General features: G+C 44.5%; 14 protein-coding genes. 6 read left to right on the forward strand and 8 right to left on the reverse strand.

All coding sequences use genetic code 11. The features are described from left to right. Nucleotides 1–85: 85 nt before the first annotated feature. The gene (locus AC3CID_RS21875) at nt 86–1,018 is read right to left on the reverse strand and encodes a GlxA family transcriptional regulator (RefSeq protein ID WP_488527458.1); all 933 of its coding nucleotides are present in this window, start codon (nt 1,016–1,018) and stop codon (nt 86–88) included. An 89-nt stretch (nt 1,019–1,107) separates the two neighbouring features. On the opposite strand from AC3CID_RS21875, the gene AC3CID_RS21880 reads away from it, so the two are divergent. Further along, complete coding sequence (locus tag AC3CID_RS21880) at nt 1,108–1,671, forward strand: cysteine hydrolase family protein (protein WP_065205822.1); 564 nt, start codon at nt 1,108–1,110, stop codon at nt 1,669–1,671. A gap of 90 nt (nt 1,672–1,761) precedes the next feature. On the opposite strand, the gene AC3CID_RS21885 is transcribed toward AC3CID_RS21880, so the two are convergent. From AC3CID_RS21885 to AC3CID_RS21895, 3 genes are all read right to left on the reverse strand, one after another. Next, a complete protein-coding gene (locus AC3CID_RS21885; protein WP_488527459.1) occupies nt 1,762–3,120 on the reverse strand; it encodes a Na+/H+ antiporter NhaC family protein in 1,359 nt (452 codons plus the stop codon). Between the two features lie 190 nt (nt 3,121–3,310). Then, complete coding sequence (locus AC3CID_RS21890) at nt 3,311–5,497, reverse strand: malate synthase G (RefSeq protein ID WP_488527460.1); 2,187 nt, start codon at nt 5,495–5,497, stop codon at nt 3,311–3,313. A gap of 155 nt (nt 5,498–5,652) precedes the next feature. Next, a complete protein-coding gene (locus AC3CID_RS21895) occupies nt 5,653–6,606 on the reverse strand; it encodes a LysR family transcriptional regulator (RefSeq protein ID WP_054545783.1) in 954 nt (317 codons plus the stop codon). A 141-nt stretch (nt 6,607–6,747) separates the two neighbouring features. Between AC3CID_RS21895 and AC3CID_RS21900 the strand changes: the two genes are divergently transcribed. Together AC3CID_RS21900 and AC3CID_RS21905 are read left to right on the forward strand one after the other, a co-directional pair. Next, nucleotides 6,748–8,346, forward strand: coding sequence for an isocitrate lyase (locus tag AC3CID_RS21900; RefSeq protein WP_017074729.1), 1,599 nt, complete (start codon nt 6,748–6,750; stop codon nt 8,344–8,346). A 212-nt stretch (nt 8,347–8,558) separates the two neighbouring features. After that, entirely contained in the window at nt 8,559–9,137 is a 579-nt protein-coding gene (locus AC3CID_RS21905; RefSeq protein ID WP_054545784.1) for a hypothetical protein, read from the forward strand. Between the two features lie 118 nt (nt 9,138–9,255). On the opposite strand, the gene AC3CID_RS21910 is transcribed toward AC3CID_RS21905, so the two are convergent. After that, on the reverse strand, nt 9,256–9,630 hold the full coding sequence (locus AC3CID_RS21910; RefSeq protein ID WP_054545785.1) for a cystatin domain-containing protein: 375 nt from the start codon (nt 9,628–9,630) through the stop codon (nt 9,256–9,258). Nucleotides 9,631–9,893: 263 nt separating this feature from the next. Next, on the reverse strand, nt 9,894–12,350 hold the full coding sequence (locus AC3CID_RS21915; protein WP_488527461.1) for a M9 family metallopeptidase: 2,457 nt from the start codon (nt 12,348–12,350) through the stop codon (nt 9,894–9,896). A gap of 455 nt (nt 12,351–12,805) precedes the next feature. Here AC3CID_RS21915 and AC3CID_RS21920 point away from each other — a divergent pair, with 455 nt between their 5' ends. Together AC3CID_RS21920 and luxN are read left to right on the forward strand one after the other, a co-directional pair. Then, entirely contained in the window at nt 12,806–14,041 is a 1,236-nt protein-coding gene (locus tag AC3CID_RS21920; RefSeq protein ID WP_488527462.1) for an acyl-homoserine-lactone synthase, read from the forward strand. Then, nucleotides 14,034–16,637, forward strand: a complete 2,604-nt coding sequence (gene luxN / locus AC3CID_RS21925) for a quorum-sensing autoinducer 1 sensor kinase/phosphatase LuxN (protein WP_171327933.1) — start codon at nt 14,034–14,036, stop codon at nt 16,635–16,637. The genes AC3CID_RS21920 and luxN overlap by 8 nt, the downstream gene beginning before the upstream one ends. A gap of 144 nt (nt 16,638–16,781) precedes the next feature. On the opposite strand, the gene AC3CID_RS21930 is transcribed toward luxN, so the two are convergent. Then, nucleotides 16,782–17,072, reverse strand: coding sequence for a hypothetical protein (locus tag AC3CID_RS21930; RefSeq protein ID WP_029225018.1), 291 nt, complete (start codon nt 17,070–17,072; stop codon nt 16,782–16,784). Between the two features lie 888 nt (nt 17,073–17,960). Here AC3CID_RS21930 and AC3CID_RS21935 point away from each other — a divergent pair. Next, nucleotides 17,961–18,881 (forward strand): LysR family transcriptional regulator, encoded by a 921-nt coding sequence (locus AC3CID_RS21935; protein ID WP_488527463.1) that lies wholly within the window; start codon nt 17,961–17,963, stop codon nt 18,879–18,881. A gap of 43 nt (nt 18,882–18,924) precedes the next feature. On the opposite strand, the gene AC3CID_RS21940 is transcribed toward AC3CID_RS21935, so the two are convergent. Next, on the reverse strand, nt 18,925–19,851 hold the full coding sequence (locus AC3CID_RS21940) for a LysR family transcriptional regulator (RefSeq protein ID WP_017074721.1): 927 nt from the start codon (nt 19,849–19,851) through the stop codon (nt 18,925–18,927). Nucleotides 19,852–19,966 lie beyond the last annotated feature (115 nt).

The raw sequence follows: 19,966 nt of genomic DNA on the forward strand, positions 1-19,966 counted from the left end.
TGATTTCAATATCACGTCACATATTCCGTAAGTAAACCATTGAATCAATGCGAGTGATAAGTATTGAGTATCAATCTATGGTAAATCATTCCTCAGAGAGAAATCTAGAACGAAATCTTGATGGTGTTAAGCCAATGATTTTCATAAAGACCTTACGGAAGCTATTTACGTCCTCATAACCAACTAGGTAGCTGATCTGCTCAACCGGTTTATGAGAGCTTTCCAATAACTCGCATGCACTTTGAATACGTACGTGTTGGATATAGTTAATCGGCGTAAAACTGGTCGCCTTGGTAAATTGACGAATAAAGGTTCTTCGAGTCATAAACGCTTCTTCAGCCAATTGATCAAGAGACAACGAAAAGTGATGGTTCTTTTGAATAAAACGCTGCACCGACACAATTTTTTCATTGCCGTGAGCATAGTTCGGCACAAAGCTCTGATAGTAACGTTGCTCTCTCAACCCCGTATCAAGCACCAAATATTTACCTAGATTACGAGTGTTGGTCGGTGTCGTGTATTTGGTCAGGATAAACAAAGCGAGATCCATCCACGACATCAAACCACCAGCGGTCATCACATCCGCATCATCAATCAAGATTTTGTCGATATCGACTGCGATCTGTGGGTAAAGCTCCGTAAACTTCTGCTGCGCTTGCCAGTGCGTGGTCACGGTTCGCCCTTCTAACAAACCTGTTTTTGCCAAAATGAACACGCCTGCACAAGCTGAGCAAAGGATCACCCCCCTTTGGTGAGACTCAATCAGGTACTCAAGCAAGGCGTCACTCGGATCTAGATAGTAACAACCATCTAAATTCGGTGGGAGTATGATGATATCGGCGTTCGACACGCTAACACTGTCATGCGCTTGGATCTGAACGTTGAATTGAGTCTTCTCAGCCGAAGGTTCAAGAGAATTTGCCATCTGCAGAAACTCTTTCACGCCAAACACGGCACTTTGCAAAGAACCCGGATAGTCGATGATTTCGACCATTACTGATTTTGTCACTATTGCCATAGAGTCTGTCATTTTTGACGTGCGATAAAAACTACAGAGTATTCATAATATCCCTACACCGCAATACAACAAATACAAAGGTATAGAATATGAAGAACACAGCCCTGCTACTTATCGACTTTCAAAATGACTATTTCCCTTCATACGAGGGTGCAAAATGGGCGTTGTCTGAAACAGAGAAAGCAGCCGAAAAAGGTGCACAGTTATTATCCGCTTTCAGAGACAAGCAACTTCCTGTGGTTCATGTACGTCATGAGTTTCCGACGAATGATGCTCCTTTCTTCTTGCCAAAATCAGACGGTGCTCAAATCCACAGCAGCGTGACTCCGCTAGAAGGTGAACCTGTTATCGTAAAGCATCAAATCAATAGCTTTAGAGACACTGAACTGAGCAAGGTGCTAAAAGAGCGAGGTGTTGAAAAACTGATTATCGTTGGCGCAATGAGCCACATGTGTATTGATGCTGTGACTCGTGCAGCAACCGATTTGGGCTATGAATGCCACGTAGCGCATGATGCTTGCACAACCTTAGACATGGAGTTCAATGGCGTTAAGGTTCCAGCAGCGCATGTCCATGCCGCATTCATGGCTGCACTAAGCTTTGGTTATGGCAACGTTGCAACAGCAAACGAGCTTGAGAGCCTACTTAAATAAAGCTAAAAATCAAAAGCCAGCTTCTGAACAATTCTTGTGGATACAAAAAAGGCGCCAATTACGGCGCCTTCTCATTAAGATCTATTTTTACTAAGCTTGAGCCACTTGGCGTGCTGGGTGTTTAATAAACACAGCTACCACAGCAACGACTGAAAGCGCGAAACAGTAGTAAGAATTAGCCACTATATCCAAAGGCGATAAGTTAAATACCGAACCTAATAGCAATACCTGTGCACCGTAAGGCAATACGCCTTGAATCACACAAGAGAAGATATCCAATAAGCTGGCAGAGCGACGTGGAGAAACGTTATTTTCTTCAGCTAATTGGCGAGCCACACTACCAGACACAATAATCGCTACCGTGTTGTTTGCAGTACATAGGTTCACCATAGATACCAAGCCCGCAATACCCAACTCACTCGCACGGCCATTCGCTTGCTTAGAGTGTGAAGAGCCAAACGCACGAATCACACCACTTACTAAGCTAGTCAGGAACGCCAATCCACCTTGACGACGCATGAGCTCACTCAAACCGCCAATCAGCATCGACAATAAGAAAATCTCCTGCATGTTGCCGAAGCCTGCGTAGATGTCTTGAGCGTAATCCGTCATACCGTAGTTCTCAACAGAACCTAGGCTTACGCCACCCGCCAGCAAGATACCAATCGTCAGCACAACGAATACATTCATACCCGATACAGCAAGAATCAAAATAGTGATGTACGGAAGGACTTTCAGCCACTCGATTGGGCCCGTTTCAGGCACTTGAGTTGCCGTGCTGTTGAAAGCAAAGATAACAATCGCGATAAGAGCAGCAGGCAGTGCAATGCGGATGTTCTCTTTAAACTTGTCTCTCATCTCACAGCCTTGCGAGCGTGTCGCGGCAATCGTGGTATCAGAGATGATAGAAAGGTTGTCACCAAACATCGCGCCACTTAAAACAACACCAGCCGTCAGTGGAATGCTCATGCCTGCTGAATCTGCAATGCCTAGTGCCACAGGGGCAACCGCAGCGATGGTACCCATCGAAGTGCCCATTGCTGTTGCGATGAAAGCAGAAATAAGGAAGATACCCGGCAGAATCATGCTTGTTGGAATCGCCGATAACCCTAGGTTTACGGTCGCGTCAACGCCACCAGACGCTTTAGCCACAGCCGCAAAAGCACCCGCCAATAGGTAGATCATACACATTGCGATAATGTCTTTGTGACCGACTCCACCTAAGAACTGTTCGATAGCACGGTTCAATTTATCTTTGCTTAGCAACAACGCTAGCATCACCGCAGGTAAAGCTGCAATCGGAGCTGGAAGCTGATAGAAAGCAAAATCGACGCCTTGCAGTGACAAGTACGTACCTACGCCAATAAACAGCGCTAGGAACACGATCAGAGGGATAAGCGCAACTGCCGAAGGGGCAATTACCGCATTAGAATTTTTTGAATTGGACATGGAACGACAACACAATAGAACAGGAAGATGAGCAGACTAATGTCACACTTAAGGCTTGTCAACGTCTAGACGTCTAAACACCCAAATTAATGCAAAGTAATAAGCACGCCATTGAACATAAAAAAAGCCGCGCTAAATTAGCGCGGCACCTTGGGCTCGGTTCAAATAGGGGTATTTCTTTTTTTATTATTTATTGTGCAGTTCCTTTCAGCTTCAGTCGCATCGCATGCAGCACTGGTTCAGTGTAACCACTTGGTTGAGCACAACCTTCGAATACCAACTGACACGCTGCTGAAAAGGCAATGTTGCTTTCAAAGTCAGGTGCCATATTACGGTAGCTCGGGTCGCCAGCATTTTGCTCATCAACCACTGCGGCCATGCGCTTCATGGTTTTCATTACTTGGGCTTCATTACAAATCCCATGACGTAACCAGTTCGCAATGTGTTGGCTCGAAATACGCAGCGTAGCGCGGTCTTCCATCAAACCTACATCGTTAATATCTGGCACCTTAGAACACCCGACGCCTTGGTCAATCCAACGCACTACATAACCAAGAATACCTTGCGTATTGTTGTCCAATTCGTTTTGGATATCTTGAGCGGTCAGCTTTTGATTACCTAGCAATGGGATAGTAAGAATATCGTCAACATTTGCTCTCACACGCTCACGAAGCTCTTTCTGGCGGCTTGGTACACTCACCTTGTGATAATGCAAGGCATGCAACGTCGCGGCAGTCGGAGAAGGAACCCAAGCGGTATTAGCACCCGCTTGTGGGTGTCCGATTTTCGCGCCCATCATCTTCGCCATATTGTCTGGCTCTGGCCACATACCTTTACCAATTTGGGCTTTACCTTGCAGGCCACAAGCTAAGCCAAGATCAACGTTCTGATCTTCGTATGCGCCAATCCAAGTCATGGTTTTCAGCTGTGTTTTAGGAGCAAATGGTCCCGCTTCCATACTGGTGTGAATCTCATCACCGGTTCGGTCTAAGAAACCTGTGTTGATGAACACAACACGATCTTTAGCTGCTCGAATACACTCTTTAAGATTGACTGAAGTACGACGCTCCTCGTCCATGATACCGACTTTGATCGTGAATCGATCTAAGCCTAATGCATCTTCAATACGGCCAAATAATTCATTAGTAAACGCCACTTCTTCAGGGCCATGCATCTTAGGTTTTACTATATTGATGCTGTTCGCTGTCGAGTTTTGGTAAGCGCTGTTGCCTTTTAAATCATGCATTGCGATTAGCGAAGTGACCATGCCATCCATAATGCCTTCAGGTACTTCATTACCTTGATCATCAATGATGGCTGGGTTGGTCATTAAGTGGCCCACGTTGCGTATAAACAACATACTGCGACCTTTAAGCGAAATCTCACCACCGGTGACACTGGTGTATTGGCGGTCTGGGTTCAAGCTACGAACGATGGTTTTACCATTTTTCTGTAACGACTCTTGCAAGTCGCCTTTCATCAAACCGAGCCAGTTACTGTAGGCCAGAGCTTTATCTTCACCATCGACCGCGGCAACAGAGTCTTCGCAATCCATAATGGTGGTGAGTGCCGCTTCCACTAACACATCTTTAATGCCAGCAACATCAACGCTGCCAATTGGTGCACTCGGGTCAATTTGGATTTCAATATGTAGGTTGTTGTGCTTTATCAAAATACTTGAAGGCGCACTCGCATCACCTTGATAGCCAATAAACTGGCTATGATCAATTAGAGTGACTTCTTCACCGTTATCTAGTGTCGCCGTCAGCGTGTTACCAATGCTCACGTTGCTGATACTGTATTTGGTCACGTCTTTATGAGAAACACCATTTAACGGCGCAGCATCATCAAGGAACTCACGGGCATAAGTGACTACTTTGGCGCCGCGAACTGGGTTAAAGCTTCCGCCTTTCTCTGCACCATCACTTTCGCTGATCACATCGGTGCCGTAGAGCGCGTCATATAAGCTACCCCAACGTGCGTTTGCTGCATTAAGTGCAAAGCGTGCATTCATAATAGGTACAACAAGTTGCGGCCCTGCTTGTGTAGCAATTTCAGGTTCTACGCTTACTGTGGTGACTTGAAAGTCATCGCCTTCAGGGACTAAGTAGCCAATCTGTTGTAGGAACTGTTTGTACTCTGCCGCATCCAATGTTTGTCCTGCACGCTCTTGGTGCCAAACATCAATTTGGTGTTGAAGGTCTTCACGCTTAATAAGCAATGCGCGATTCTTTGGAGCCAAGTCTGCAAGGATATCTGCAAAAGATTGCCAAAAGTCTTCTGCGATAATGCCCGTTCCAGGAATGACCTGCTCATTAATTAATTGGTAGAGGGTGCTATCAATGTTCAAGCTTCCCTGTTGAATACGACTGCTCATAAAATCTCTCTCAAACTAACTGATGACTACTCAATAATTCTACGTAACTGGCTCAAATTTACGTTACTAACTTAAACTTACTTAACGGACATGAATTTAGCTAATTTATGCCGTTTATACTGGATATTCATATAAAAAATACCCTACAAACTGTGTTATTCCGTCACACCACTCTCTATTTCATTGGCAACACTTTTAATCAATCGACGCATCCACTGATGGTCTGGATTGGTTTGTAACAATGGGCTCCATGCCATCTTCACCTCAAAGGGTTCAATAGCGAAAGGTGCTGGTTTGATCAACAACCTAGGATTGTTGCGCTGTAACTGTGCCGCTTTGGTTGGAATGGTAAGGATCAGATTTTTCTGTTGAGCGAAGAGAATCGCCGACAAATAATGTCGAGTAAACACCGTAATATTTCGGGTTTTGCCGATACGCATTAGTGCTTCATCAATCCAACCCAGCTTTTGTGCTTCGCTTGGGTTGATCCCAACACCTGTGCCCATCCCTGTCTTACTCACCCAAATATGTTGCGCCTTTAAATAAGACAAAATATCAAAGTTATCAGCAATCGGGTTATCACAGCTAAATAAGCAGGAGAACCCGTCGTGCCAAAGGCTCATCTGGTGAAACGACTGTGGAATATCATCAAATCGGTTGATGATAATATCAACAGTGCCTTGTTCCACATCCTTATAGCTCACATCACTTGGCGTCATGATATCCAATCGAATTTTCGGAGCTATTTCGCTCAGTTTTTTAAGCAATGGCTGAATAATGGTCGATTCTGCATAGTCACTCGCCATGATACGAAACACGCGTTCGCTGTCTTCCGCATTAAACTCAGTTGTAGGTTGTAGCGTCTTCTCTACATTCGCCAAGATATTACGGATCAGTGGTTGCAACTTATGTGCGCGCTCGGTTGGTACCATCCCTTCACTTGTTCTCACCAACAATGGGTCTTCAAACAGATCCCTTAACCGGCGTAGGCCATTACTCATGGCGGGTTGAGTAATTCCTAGCTGATTTGCCGCACGTGTTACGTTTCTTTCACGTAGCAACATGTCTAAATACACAAGTAAATTAAGGTCTATACGAGCAATATTCATATAAAAAATACCGAATATAATAACTATAAATTAACAAAATTATCACATATATGGTTATTCTTTGTCCATGGTTAGATTTAGTCCAAATCAAATGACCTCGCCAAATTGGCCAACATGTCCACGAGAAACTAAGGAATAGTTATGTCGCAAATTACACAAGATATCGAAATGATTGAAGTTGCAAAAAGCGCTGCTGGTGCTCCATGGGATGCAATCAACCCTGAATCTGCAGCTCGTATGCGAGCTCAAAACAAATTCAAAACAGGTCTGGATATTGCGCAATACACGGCAGACATCATGCGTGCAGACATGGCGGCCTACGACGAAGACAGCTCTCAGTACACGCAGTCTTTAGGTTGTTGGCATGGTTTTATCGGCCAACAAAAGCTGATTTCTATTAAAAAGCACTTCGATGGCAAAACCGATCGTCGTTACCTATACCTTTCGGGTTGGATGGTTGCTGCACTTCGTTCAGATTTCGGTCCACTACCAGACCAATCAATGCATGAGAAGACATCGGTAGCAGGCTTAGTAGAAGAGCTATACACCTTCCTACGCCAAGCTGATGCTCGTGAACTGGGTGGTTTATTCCGTCAGCTAGATGCTGCTCGTGAAGCTGGCGACGTTAACCTGCAAGACCGTCTCCAAGATAAAATCGACAATCATGTGACTCACGTAGTGCCAATCATCGCTGATATCGATGCAGGTTTCGGTAACGCAGAAGCGACCTACCTAATGGCTAAGCAAATGATTGAAGCAGGGGCATGTTGTCTACAAATTGAAAACCAAGTAGCCGATGAAAAGCAATGTGGCCACCAAGACGGTAAAGTAACGGTTCCGCACGCTGACTTCCACGCGAAACTTCGCGCACTTCGTTACGCTTTCCTTGAACTAGGCATCGACAACGGCGTTATTGTTGCTCGTACCGATTCACAAGGTGCTGGCCTAACAAAAGAAATTGCAGTAGTGAAAGAGCCAGGCGACCAAGGCGATATCTACAACTCATACTTAGATGTTGAAGAGATCGATGTTGCAGATATGGCTGAAGGTGATGTTTGCTTTAACCGCGACGGCAAGCTAGTTCGTCCTAAACGTCTACCATCTGGCTTGTACCAATTCCGTGAAGGTACTGGTGAAGACCGCTGTGTATTTGACTGTATCGAAGCTATCAACGCAGGTGCTGACTTACTTTGGATTGAGACTGAGAAGCCACACATTGGTCAAATCAAAGAGATGATGGACGGCGTACGTGAAATTCACCCTAACGCGAAACTGGTATACAACAACTCTCCATCATTCAACTGGACGCTAAACTTCCGTCAACAAGCATACGATACAATGGCAGCAGAAGGTAAAGACGTATCAGCTTACGACCGTGCAAGCCTAATGAGCGCGGAGTATGACGAAACTGAACTTTCTGCAAGTGCAGACGAGAAGATTCGTACGTTCCAAGCCGATGCATCACGTGAAGCGGGTATTTTCCACCACTTGATTACACTACCTACATACCACACTGCAGCGCTGTCTACTGACAACCTTGCGAAAGAGTACTTCGGTGACCAAGGCATGTTGGGTTACGTTGCGAATGTTCAACGTAAAGAAATCCGCCAAGGCATTGCATGTGTTAAACACCAAAACATGTCTGGTTCAGACATGGGTGATGACCACAAAGAGTACTTTGCTGGTGAGAATGCACTAAAAGCAGCAGGTGAAGCGAATACATCGAATCAATTTGATTAATCGCTAAGACTAAAGCCTCCCCCGCCCTTCTCTCTTACTTAGGTAAGATCCGGGGGAAGGCTTTGAGATAAAGCTACTACTGCCAGCTTTATCTCAAAGCCTCAGATTTGTGTTCCACACCACGGTTAACCGAACAACTTCTGTTTAAGCTAACTGTGTACATATTTGCTCAGATTCCTATTCGTTGATATTCCTTTTGATTGAGAGTGCCTATGACTTCAATACCGACACACCTACAAGATGCAAAAACACTGTTATCAGAAAATGGTTTCGCAACGGGTGATACTTGGTATCACGGCACATCTTCAGCTTTACTTGCGTCTATTCAAGGTCAAGGGCTAAAGCGCTCTGGAGACAAAGCGCTCAACGAAGCGGCTTCAAAAACCATGGCGACCATTGGCAACAACTACACAGAATCCGTTGAACCCGTCTTCTTAACTCAGAGTAAAGAACTGGCGTATTACTGGGCTCAGCAAACCATTCGCGAGCGCAGCACTCGTTTTGAGGGTGAAGAGCAACCTATCGTGTTAGCCGTCAATCTATCTGACAAACAACAAGCAAAAGTCAGACCGGATGTAGGCGCAATGAGCCTGTTGATGATGAGTGTTGGCGAGCAATTCATGTCTCACCTCACCGAGATCTATCAAGAGAACAACATTGCAGGCCCCGACATCGAGCTTCGCACAGCCGATCGTATGGACTATCTGAATAAACTTGGGATGGCCTACATTGATGAAGACATCAGCCGAGCTTGTGTTCAAGAGTTATTGGAACCTGAACTGACCAGCTAATACCGTTCAATCAACCGACCTTAATTAGAATTAAAAATGGCTCCCAATACGGAGCCATTTCTACTTTCTGTATACAAACATAAGTTACCTAAAAATATAGGTATTGAAAATGTCTATACTATAGACACAGAAGGCCTTGCTGCGCAGCTTGCATCATTTCGATATCACCTTGTAGCGAACGATAAACGACCGTATTCCACACCTCACCATTATCCATTTCAAACTCGATAGCATAGTTCAAACCAGCGACGACCTGAGTTCGAACACTCAAGATTTGTTTGAGCTCGGCAGCGGTATTCATTTGACCAAGAACCGCGTTTAAAGCTTGCTCAGCTTGAGGTGTGATATCACTTTTCGACCAACCGCCAGTAAGGTTCTGAGTGCTACAGATTGGATTCGCCTTCTCTTGTGATTGAGTCATCACTTCGCCCTTCTGACTGCATCCAGCTAAAACTACGACACCTACCAAAGTAACCAATAATGCTTTTCTCATAAATCCTCACTAAATAATTCATTCAGCCATTAACGAGCGTTCACTCTCAATGGTGTTTCATATGCCTTCAAGATTAAACCTCAAATGTCATCACTTCATCAGGAATCATGGTGTCGCTAATCCCTAAACACAGAACAGTGTCAGAAAAAACAAAGCCGGACATTCATGCCCAGCTTTTATCCACCGGATATTGTGACCCTTTATAGGAGTAACGTTTTAGATGGTGCTATTTGTTAATGCCATTTTATCTAGTGCTATGTTTGTTAATGAAAGTACACCAACATCTCGACATCATCCCCTTGTTGTTCTGCACTCAGTAAGAAGTGTAAATAGCCTTCTTCTGTTACAGGGATTTGCAGATACTCATTACTGCCTGCGTAGTTAGACGCATACTCGTGCTGCCCTGCGGTTGGCCAATATGTACTGCTAGCAAACAGATCGACATTACCAGTATCTGGTTGAGCGGTGTTTTTGTCCGTTAACCACACTCGCACCTCTTGCACACCTTCTGGAACATACACCGCAGCATAGCGACGTTGATGAACAGTCAGGATTTGAGCTTTACCAGATTCAAAGATCACTGGTGTTAAATCATCTTGTTCTTGGATTGGTGGTGTTGGCGTTTTTGTCTCTACGGATGCCAACAGCGTCACATCACTAAAATCGGTGCGACCCGTGATGCTCATGTAGTAACGACCCGGTTTGATATAACCCGATGAACCAGGTTCGAACGCCACAACTTCATTGCTGCCGTTGCCGTATTGGCTAAACTCGAAGTCGTAATAATGCGCCTCTTTACCGTAACTCATATAGAGGTCAGCATCACCTTGGATTTGGCCCAGAGCATTACCTTCAATCGAAACCTCAAAATGCGTGGTGTTCTCTGGTACATCAATGTAGAAAAGCTGTTCGCTATAAGCCGTGCCGGTTAACAGCACATCTTGGTTTGAGACAAGCACAGTGACTTGATCTGTCGGCTCGGTGGGATCAGTTGGCTCTCCTGGGTTAGGATCCGGGTTTGGTATTTCAGGCTCGGTTGAAACTGATTCTAACCAACGTTCAAACTCACCATTGTATTGCTGACCCAACACTTTTACCTGTTGCGCCCATTCGGAAAACTGACCAGTACGAGACAGTGCCAACAAGCTCTGCACTTCTTGAGGATGTTCTTCCATCATAAAGCGCACCGCCAAGTAGCCCCAGCGATAGATACGATTAGAATCATGGGAGTAAGTGGTTGCAAGCACATCCGATAAGCTCATCTTCCCGCTGTTAATCAAGCTTACCGCAGCATCGTAGCCTTGCTTGTAATGCATGTACTCGGCAAAACCTTCTAGCCACCACACGACGTAGCCATGCGCCAAATTGTCGTTAAACGAACCATATTGGTTAAAGCGGGCATCGAGATAGTGTGTGTATTCATGTTCTAAATTGAGAATAGCCAGGTCATCACCATTATCGTAACGATAAGCTACAAAACGCGCTACGTTGCCTACCTCTGATGGGTTTCCTTCTAAGTACTGACCACCGTTGTCTGTGGTGTTACCAAATAAGAAAGCGGAGTAATCCACATAGCTGCCTTTGCTCCCGAACACCGCGACTTCTACTCGGTCGTTGTTATCGTCTGCGACGGGTTGTTGGCCCGTATTCGCCACTTGATGAAAATCCGCCTCTTTCGTTGCCAACACATCACACGCTTCCATAGCTTGTGACTGGCTTAAATCTTGAGAACGAATAATCGCAGGCCCTTGGCATTCATGACGGTTAGGAAGTACACGCATGGCTAGATCACGTTTGGCTTGCTCAATATCCAAGCCATTTAGCCTTTCCGGTGCGAAATAGCTCATCATTTCTACTGCCGCTAACCAAAGTTTATCATGTGCGCTCCCCAGTGGATTTTGCGCCATCACTTGTTGCATCACTCGCAGTGCTTTTTCTTTGGTGACTTTGTCTGGACTTGCTAACAAACGACCCGTTTCACGCACCGCGTTATAAACAAGAAAGCCGGCATCAGTATCCAGTGCCCATGAGTTATCACGAGCGAACGCCGCAAGCGTATCGATATGCTGAGTATGACTCGCCATATAATCGTAAAAATCATCTCTAGCCGCATGACCTGCCATCGCTCGAAACAAATTGTTTAGCCCATCGACCCATTGCGAGTCTTGCGCAGTTTCTCGGTTAAAGTGGCGAAGTGCCGCAAGTTGCGCATCCATAGTCAGTGGCAGCTGCTTAACATTATCTACCATAAGAGTCAGACTTTTCATTGCACCAGTTTGCTGTCGGCCTTGGTCTAAAGCATTAGGGTTAGCGAGGAACAAGTTAGTCGACTGTGCAAAACGTTGGCTCAGCACATCAGAAAAATCTTCCGCTTGCGCGTTATAGCGAACGTAATAAGCGGCACGAACAAACTCGCCAAGGTTTTCGAGTTTACGAGCTTGTTCTTCTTCACCTCGATAACCGGCAATTTCTAGGTTCAGCGTGGCTTGAATGCGGCTTAAGCTCGCTTCACTGTAAATATTGTTTAATGCATTTTCAGATGCAGAGAACCAAGAACCATAGCAACTGTAGTCCGCCGTAGAGACAGAAAGAGCGAGATCAGAGGCCAACTGAAGATCAGAAACATCACATTGATTTTCGGCAAAAGAGAAACTGGAAACACTAGCAAGCACACAAGCGATCGCCAAACGATGACGTGGGAATAAACGGGGATGAGACATACAACACTCATTAGTTAATTATATATTTTGGGTCGCCGTTATATTCCTTACGATTAACAAGGTGAATTCAGTTGCTTATGATTTATGAGGTTGGTTCAAAAAATAGATATTTTGCGTTATTTTATAAATTCAAAGGTTTATGCTCGACAAGAACTCATAAGCTCAAAACACTATCGAATAATACAAACTACTGATAATAAGGTAGTTTATTTGATCATTAATTGATTTAGATATGGCAAGGCTATGTTGTTAAGGATGACCGCAAGTAGTAAACTTGCGACCGATTATGCAACTTATCTCTCAAGTCATAGGCTCAAGTCATAGGCTCAAGTAACGTTACGGCAGACTCGCTCCAAGTAACATGACTCAAAAAATACTAAAAAATTTGTGTCCTGTAGACAGTGCAAATCGAATAAAAATAATTATATAAACCTAGGCTAGGTTCGGTTAATCAAATGAAAATAACGTCGTCTTTAGGCTCACTGTTGGCTAGCAGTCTGTCTATCGAAAAAAAACAGCGAGCGCTGATAGAGCTCGTTATCAGTACTTATCAGCCACAAGAGCGCACTGCTCTTTTCCAAAGCGTGACTGAATATCGTAGAAGCCAATTAGAATTGCTTTTCCCTGAGCATCAAAACAAAAGCTATTCGGTATTGTTTGAGGTGATGGACTACCGCGATCTGATTCTGCGCTATCCAACTACACTATCTACAGAGGTTGCTCTTCTAGAGCAGGCCGCAGGACAGTGCTATATGCATTGGCTAGATTTCTGGTGTGAGTGCGAAATTGCTGCGATCAAAGCAAAATCGCCATTGAACACCAAGTCCCCTTCTCCTGTCGATCTGCCCATTAAAGATAGTGCCTACTACGGTGCAATCGTTGAACACATCGAAGATGCTCAACTTGTAGTGCAAACACCCTGTCACCCACAAGGAATGTCAATCAGCGATGCCATTGCTTTAAGCAATCTTGAGGTGTTCATCAAGGGTGAAAAATGGTTTGAGATGCTGCCTTTATTACACCTTTCCCAGGCAGGTAAGCATTTTATTCTACTCAAACATCCCGTTGATGAAGCCTTTCCGACACTGGTTTCCTCTGCGCTGATTCAAGATTGGTCTAAGAATGAAACTTGGTTAAGTTACGCGCCACCGTTCAGCAATGAACAGTGGCAATACTGTTTACCCGATCATGGTTACGATGATTTGGCTGAGTTACAGATATTCACACCGTCTACACTGTCAAAATGTCATTCTCTCCTAGAATTTGATAATAAGTTTCAGTTACAATTGTCTGACAAAAGTGCCATATGTGAAGTGCTCCGCCTGACAGTAAGCGGTAATACTCAACAAAGACTCTATTTCCTCTATCTCGCCCAAAAAGAACTAATGAGTGTATTGCACCAAGTAGGGTACAAAATCGGCTTCACCATTATCGAGCAGCCTTTCATGCTCCAGTTTTATCAAGCTACCGATCCCAAAGCGTATTTCCATTCCGGATATTGCGAGTTAAATGATGACGGTACAACCATTTATCGTGGATTGTGGAATTTCGAAGTGATGGTCAAAGTATTTAATAACACCGATTTTCGTCGCTACAAACGCGCAGTACGTGAGAGTAGAAAGCTAGGCTCAGCAGAAAAAGTAAACTCGATAGAAAAACTAAGTTCGGTAAAAAGAGATGAACATGTTTGATTTCGGCCTAGAGGCGATCATCTATGCCAAAGCAATAACGCTTCTTATGACGGCAGCAATCGTAGTAATGTGGTTACTCTACTATTGCTATCGTCTGAAGCAAAAAAATGAAGCCATCGCGGGCACGCACCATGTGCCTTACATTGCTTACTCGGTTTGCATTGTTGCGTGGATCAGCAGCAACGCGTATTTCCATACCGACTTATTACCGGAGCTTGGCGCTTCGGCCGCGGTGTTGGCGGCAAAATTTGCCAATCTCGCCTCTTTCTTTGCGTTTGCATTTGCCTACTACTTCTCGTGTCAGCTCGCAGCCGAGCAACGCAATGGTAAAGTACACATATGGCAACAGGCTATTTTTGTCGGCTCATCAGTCTATGCCCTCTTTATTAATTTAAGTCCGGGGTTAACCGTTGAACACGTCGACATTGTCGGCCCAAGCCAATTCGTTATTGAGTTTGGTCCTCATACGCCATATTTCTTTATCGGGCTGGTGAGCTTTGTTGTCCTGACCTTAACCAACCTTGTGGCCATGCGAGCTAATAGCAGCAAACTAATACTCGCCAAAACCAGTTACATGATTGCGGGCATCTTAGTTTTCATGCTTTCTACCGCAACCATTCACCTTGGCATGACATACTTCATGCATGATTTCTCACTAACCTGGTTACCACCAGCATTGTCTATTAGTGAGATGCTGTTCGTTGGTTATGCCCTGCTGACCTCTCGCTTCTACAGTGTTAAATACCTAGCTTATATGAGCCTTAACGCGCTATTGGTGTGTGCAATTTTAGTGATACCTTTCGGCGCAATATTCATCCCATTGACCGACAACAACCAATGGCTAATCGCAATACCTATCTGTGCGCTTATCGGCATCACTTGGCATGTACTCTACAAACGCGTGAGCCATTACGCCTCTTTATTGGTTTACAGAAACAAGAAAACGCCTGTACAGCAAATCCTTGCTTTAGAAGAAGACTTCAAACTATCTATTGATGACGCGATGCGTCGCTTGGGTAACCTACTGCAAATTCCAGAGGACAAATTGCGCCTCGTTAACAGCAACTACAACGAGACCTTCTACGAAGACTACCTTTCAACAAATAAGTCCGTTTTGTTATTCGATGAACTTTCTGAAGAGTTAGATTACGCAGAGCCCACGAAAAGCTCGATCAAGGCGCTTTATGACAAGATGAGCTCAAATAACACAGCCTTAGTTATGCCTTTGTTTGGTCAAGGACAGTCTGTCTCGCACTTATTGATATCATCACACAAGAGCAACGACCAGATGTTTTCTAATGAAGAGATCTTGGCACTGCAAACCCTGTTAACTCGTGTGCAAAGTACCATCGAAGCTGATAGACGCATTCGTCAAAGCCGAGCACTAGCGAACTCAATTGCTCATGAGATGCGTAACCCGCTCGCTCAAGTACAATTGCATTTTGAAGTACTCAAGCAGCACATTGATAACCAAGCACCAGCAAAACAAATACTGCTTGATATTGAGAACGGCCAAGCTGCCATTCAACGTGGGCGACAATTGATTGACATCATCTTGCGTGAGGTCAGTGACAGCTCACCGGAGCATGGGCCGGTTGCGATGACCTCTATTCACAAAGCTGTGGATCAGGCAGTAAGCCAGTACGGTTTTGAAAACGAGAAGATTATTGAGCGAATTCGTTTACCACAACATGCTGATTTTGTCGCAAAGCTCAATGAGACCTTATTCAATTTTGTCATTTTCAACCTGATACGTAATGCGATCTATTACTTTGATTCTTATCCGGAGAGCCAAATTGAGATCAGCACTAAAACCGGATCTTACGAGAACATTCTCACATTCCGTGATACCGGTCCGGGCATTGACGAAACCATTGCTCATAAGATTTTCGATGACTTTTTCTCGTATCAAAAAAGTGGTGGTAGCGGCTTAGGATTAGGTTATTGCCAACGCGTAATGCGCTCATTTGGCGGTCGAGTTGAGTGCCACTCTAAACTGGATGAATTTACTGAATTCCACCTGTATTTCCCAGTGGTACCTAATGCGCCCAAAGCAGACGCGCTTCGTACGCCTGATTTCAATGATTGGAAGCAAAGCCAATCAACGAGTGAAGATAAAACCAAAGCGGATATACAGGCAGGTTTACAAACGAGTCAACATGCTCCAAGTAGCGTTCAAGAACAATTAGACCATCTCGCACCCACCGTGCTCATCGTCGACGACAAAGAGGTACAACGCACGCTTGTTCAGATGTACCTGAGCCGACTTGGCGTAAATAGCTTGCAAGCCAAAAACGGGGAAAATGCTGTCGATCTGTTCAGATCACACAAAGTTGATTTGATCTTAATGGACGTACAAATGCCAATAATGAATGGCTTTGACGCAAGCCAGATCATCAAGGCGCGTTCACCTCAAACACCCATCATTGCTTTGTCTGGGGAGTCGGGACAACACGAGTTAGATATGATCAGCAAACTGATGGATGGTCGCCTAGAGAAGCCAACCTCTTTGAAAGCACTGCAACATGTACTCGATAACTGGCTGAAGAAAGACATGAGAGCGAACGTTTCTAAAGAAACACAAAGTGAAGACTAGATGCAATAAAGTCGCTGATCCTATGAGAACAACGACTCGATAAGTAAACCAGCAATTGGACAACCCAGTGATTAATCAAAAATCCCCGCAAGAGCCTTTCTTGAGGGGATTTTAAAATTCAAAGGGCTCGGTATCAATAATTGACTAAAGCTCTTTAATCTCGATTTGGCGCAATGCTTCCATGTACTCTAGAGTCTCGTTTACATCGATTGGTTCGTATAAGCGCAGTACTCCCGCCCAACCTTCAGAAACTTCAAAATCATATTCAGCACCAGTATCACAGTTAAACGTGACCGAAACGGTACCATCACCGTTGTCACGCATGGACTCGCCAGACGCATAGAATTGCTCAGAATCAATCCAACCGTTTGCGCCATAAGTGGTCAAAGAGTAATAACCGCCACGACCTTCAAAGTCTAGGTTTGGTGTTGGAATCGTCCACTCTTGGCAGGTAGTTTTACCTTGGCCGGGAACACGCTCCAAATATTGCGCTGTATCTGCCGGTAGCCCTGCATAGCCAAACGCCGTCACATATTTAAAATGGTGATCTTCCACGTCATCTAACGTGGCGCCAAACCCTTTCAAGCCCTCAATCGGTGCGCCATGTTTCATCACGTTGTTGATCAGTTTTAAACGATAATCTTCAACGTCGCTTGGGTTGTAACCTTTGCCTTGATAAGGCGTGGCTGAGTTCGCTTTTATAGAGAGTAGACTCTGGCGACGCTTAGTATCTTCAATGGATTCTGCAATGCGTGTTCTCGCTAATACATGGACATGAGTACCGTTCGTCAGATCATCAGCGGTTAGAGTTAGCGTTTCGCCACGGCGAACCACTTTATGCAGAAGATGATTTTCGTCCATGATATGAATGATCTGGAAATAATCGTTATCTTCTTTTGGTACATGGAACGTTGCACCTTCTGATACGTCAACCACCATCGTCGAGTAAACGACATCACGATTTGAGCGAATCACCGTTTGTGCGTCTTTGGATACTGGGTCTGCGTGCAGCCAATGGTTTACGCCCACTTTGTTTTGTAATCCAAGGAAGTTCCAATCAGACTCGGCTTCAGGGTAGTTATCCCAGTTAACACCACCAACGGCAGCATGGTCATAGGTAGATGAACGATTGTTGTCCTCTGCCGTTACACCAAATGCGGTTAATGCTAGTAGCGTCGCTAACGTCGTTTTATTCATGATGGTTTCTCGTGTTTGTTTCGATGAGCTCAGTATGTAGATGCGCCGTGATATACTCCAATTGATTATATGAAAACAAGATATACACTTTAGGTATATCTAATCATCTTTGTTCTGGATCCCACAATGATAATAAGTAACCGCTTTAAGCGCTTAGACCTCAACTTACTTAAAATATTGAAGGTGTTGATCGAGGTGAAAAACACTCGAAAGGCGTCAGAACTCCTGTTTACGAGCCAACCCTCAATCAGTCGTTCATTACAAAAGCTACGCGACTACTTTGACGATGAGTTATTTATACGCTCACAACATGGTTTAGAGCCGACCGCTAAATTACTTGAAATTAAACAAACCTTGATGCCAGTGTTACTACAATTAGAACAAGTGCTTGAACCAGAATCTGAGTTTGATGTCGCTCAATTTGATGGCACCGTGAACATTGCTATCAATGGATTCATTGCCAATAGCATCTCGGCGAAGCTGATTAATATTCTGTTAGCACAAGCCCCGAAGGTGAAAGTGAACATCGTCGATTGGGGAGTAAATACATCGGACTTGATGACCTCTGGTGAAATCGACTTAGGAATCAATTACTACCCATTAGAATTATCTAAGCAGGTATACCAAAAACGAATAGCGAGTGATGACTTTGTCTTGATCTGCCGATCTGGGCATCCGCTTGCTGACTCATTATTACCACAAGATCAGGAAGAGCCGCTTCAATTAGCAAGCTTAGTCGTGAGTGATTGGAACGAGAATATTGCACTTGCCCCTAACGTGCTAGCGGACGTTGGAATCAATACTGAAGTGAAAATACGATCGACCTATCTACACAGTTTATTGTCAATCGTAAAACAGAGTGATGTGTTGTTCCCTTGCTCTAAATTACTAGCGAACTCACTATCTGATGAGTTTTCATTTGTGAAATTCCCTCACATACCCAATATGCCGAACAGTGATATTGGCATGACCATTGGACGTAAGCACCGTAACCAATCCAAAATACGCTGGCTTGAATCGTGTATTGAAGAAGTGTTCACAAGATAACGGTGTGCTTGTTATCACCGACAAAAACAAACCAGACTAGCGATTACGAGTGATTAGCATCCACCATCGAAGTTTCGATCAAATCCAGTAGCCATTTGTATTTTGAGGAATGTTGGTTTTTCTTGTGAAGATAGGCGAATACCTCCATTTCCTCAGCCCCCTCCTCTAATCCTTCAATCACGATTGAGCGCAATACTCCCTTATGTTGTTCAATCACTGGAGGCATACAAGGGGCAATAATGTTGGAGTGCTTGATCGTTTCGATGAGTCCAACAATTGACGTGGTTCGAAGCGCCATATTGATCGACTTGCCTTGGCTTAAAACTTCTTCTTCCAATCGCGAGTGCTTGTTTTGGTCGAAGTAAGCGAGGTCAACATGAGCGAATGGGAAGGACAACAAATCATCAATTGTAGCGATAGACGCCTTGAAAGGGTGATCAGCCCTCACGGCCAATACAAACTTTAAGGTCACGAGAGGCACGGCAATGATCTCGGCAGGCAAACTCTCCGCTTCAAAATGAATAACAAAATCAACTTCGTCACTTCGAAGTCTTTCTAACGAGTTTTGGGAACTAGTATGGCTTATCAGCCTAGAAAGCGGGCTTTCCATTGAGAGTTGATGGAAGAGAGCTGGTGTTAACCAAGGCAAAATATGAGGGTTCGCCTCTATCTTAAAATCTTCGTTTAGATCGGCAGGAGCAAACTGCTTGCCCTCCTCTATCGCCGTGACTAATCCGTCCAGTAATGGAAAAACACGTCGATACAAATCATCGGAATAAGGCGTCGGTAGAAACTGCTTATAAGACAAAACAAACAGCTCTTCACCTAACGATTCCTTGAGCTTTTTGATGCTTTGGCTTACCGCGGGTGTCGAAACAAACAGTTTTTCGCCGGCTTTGCGCAAGCTCTTTTCCTGATACACCACCACAAAAACTTTCAGTAAGTTCAAATCGACATTGTTCAGTTTCATAACACAACCATAAAGCACAGATTAACGAGTAGTTAAGTTTATATGAATTAACTTAACAATGTCCACTTTGTATAGTTATCCCACATTCACGAATTACACGGACGTAGTGAGATAA

Source organism: Vibrio sp. QJM3NY_21 (assembly GCF_057785975.1).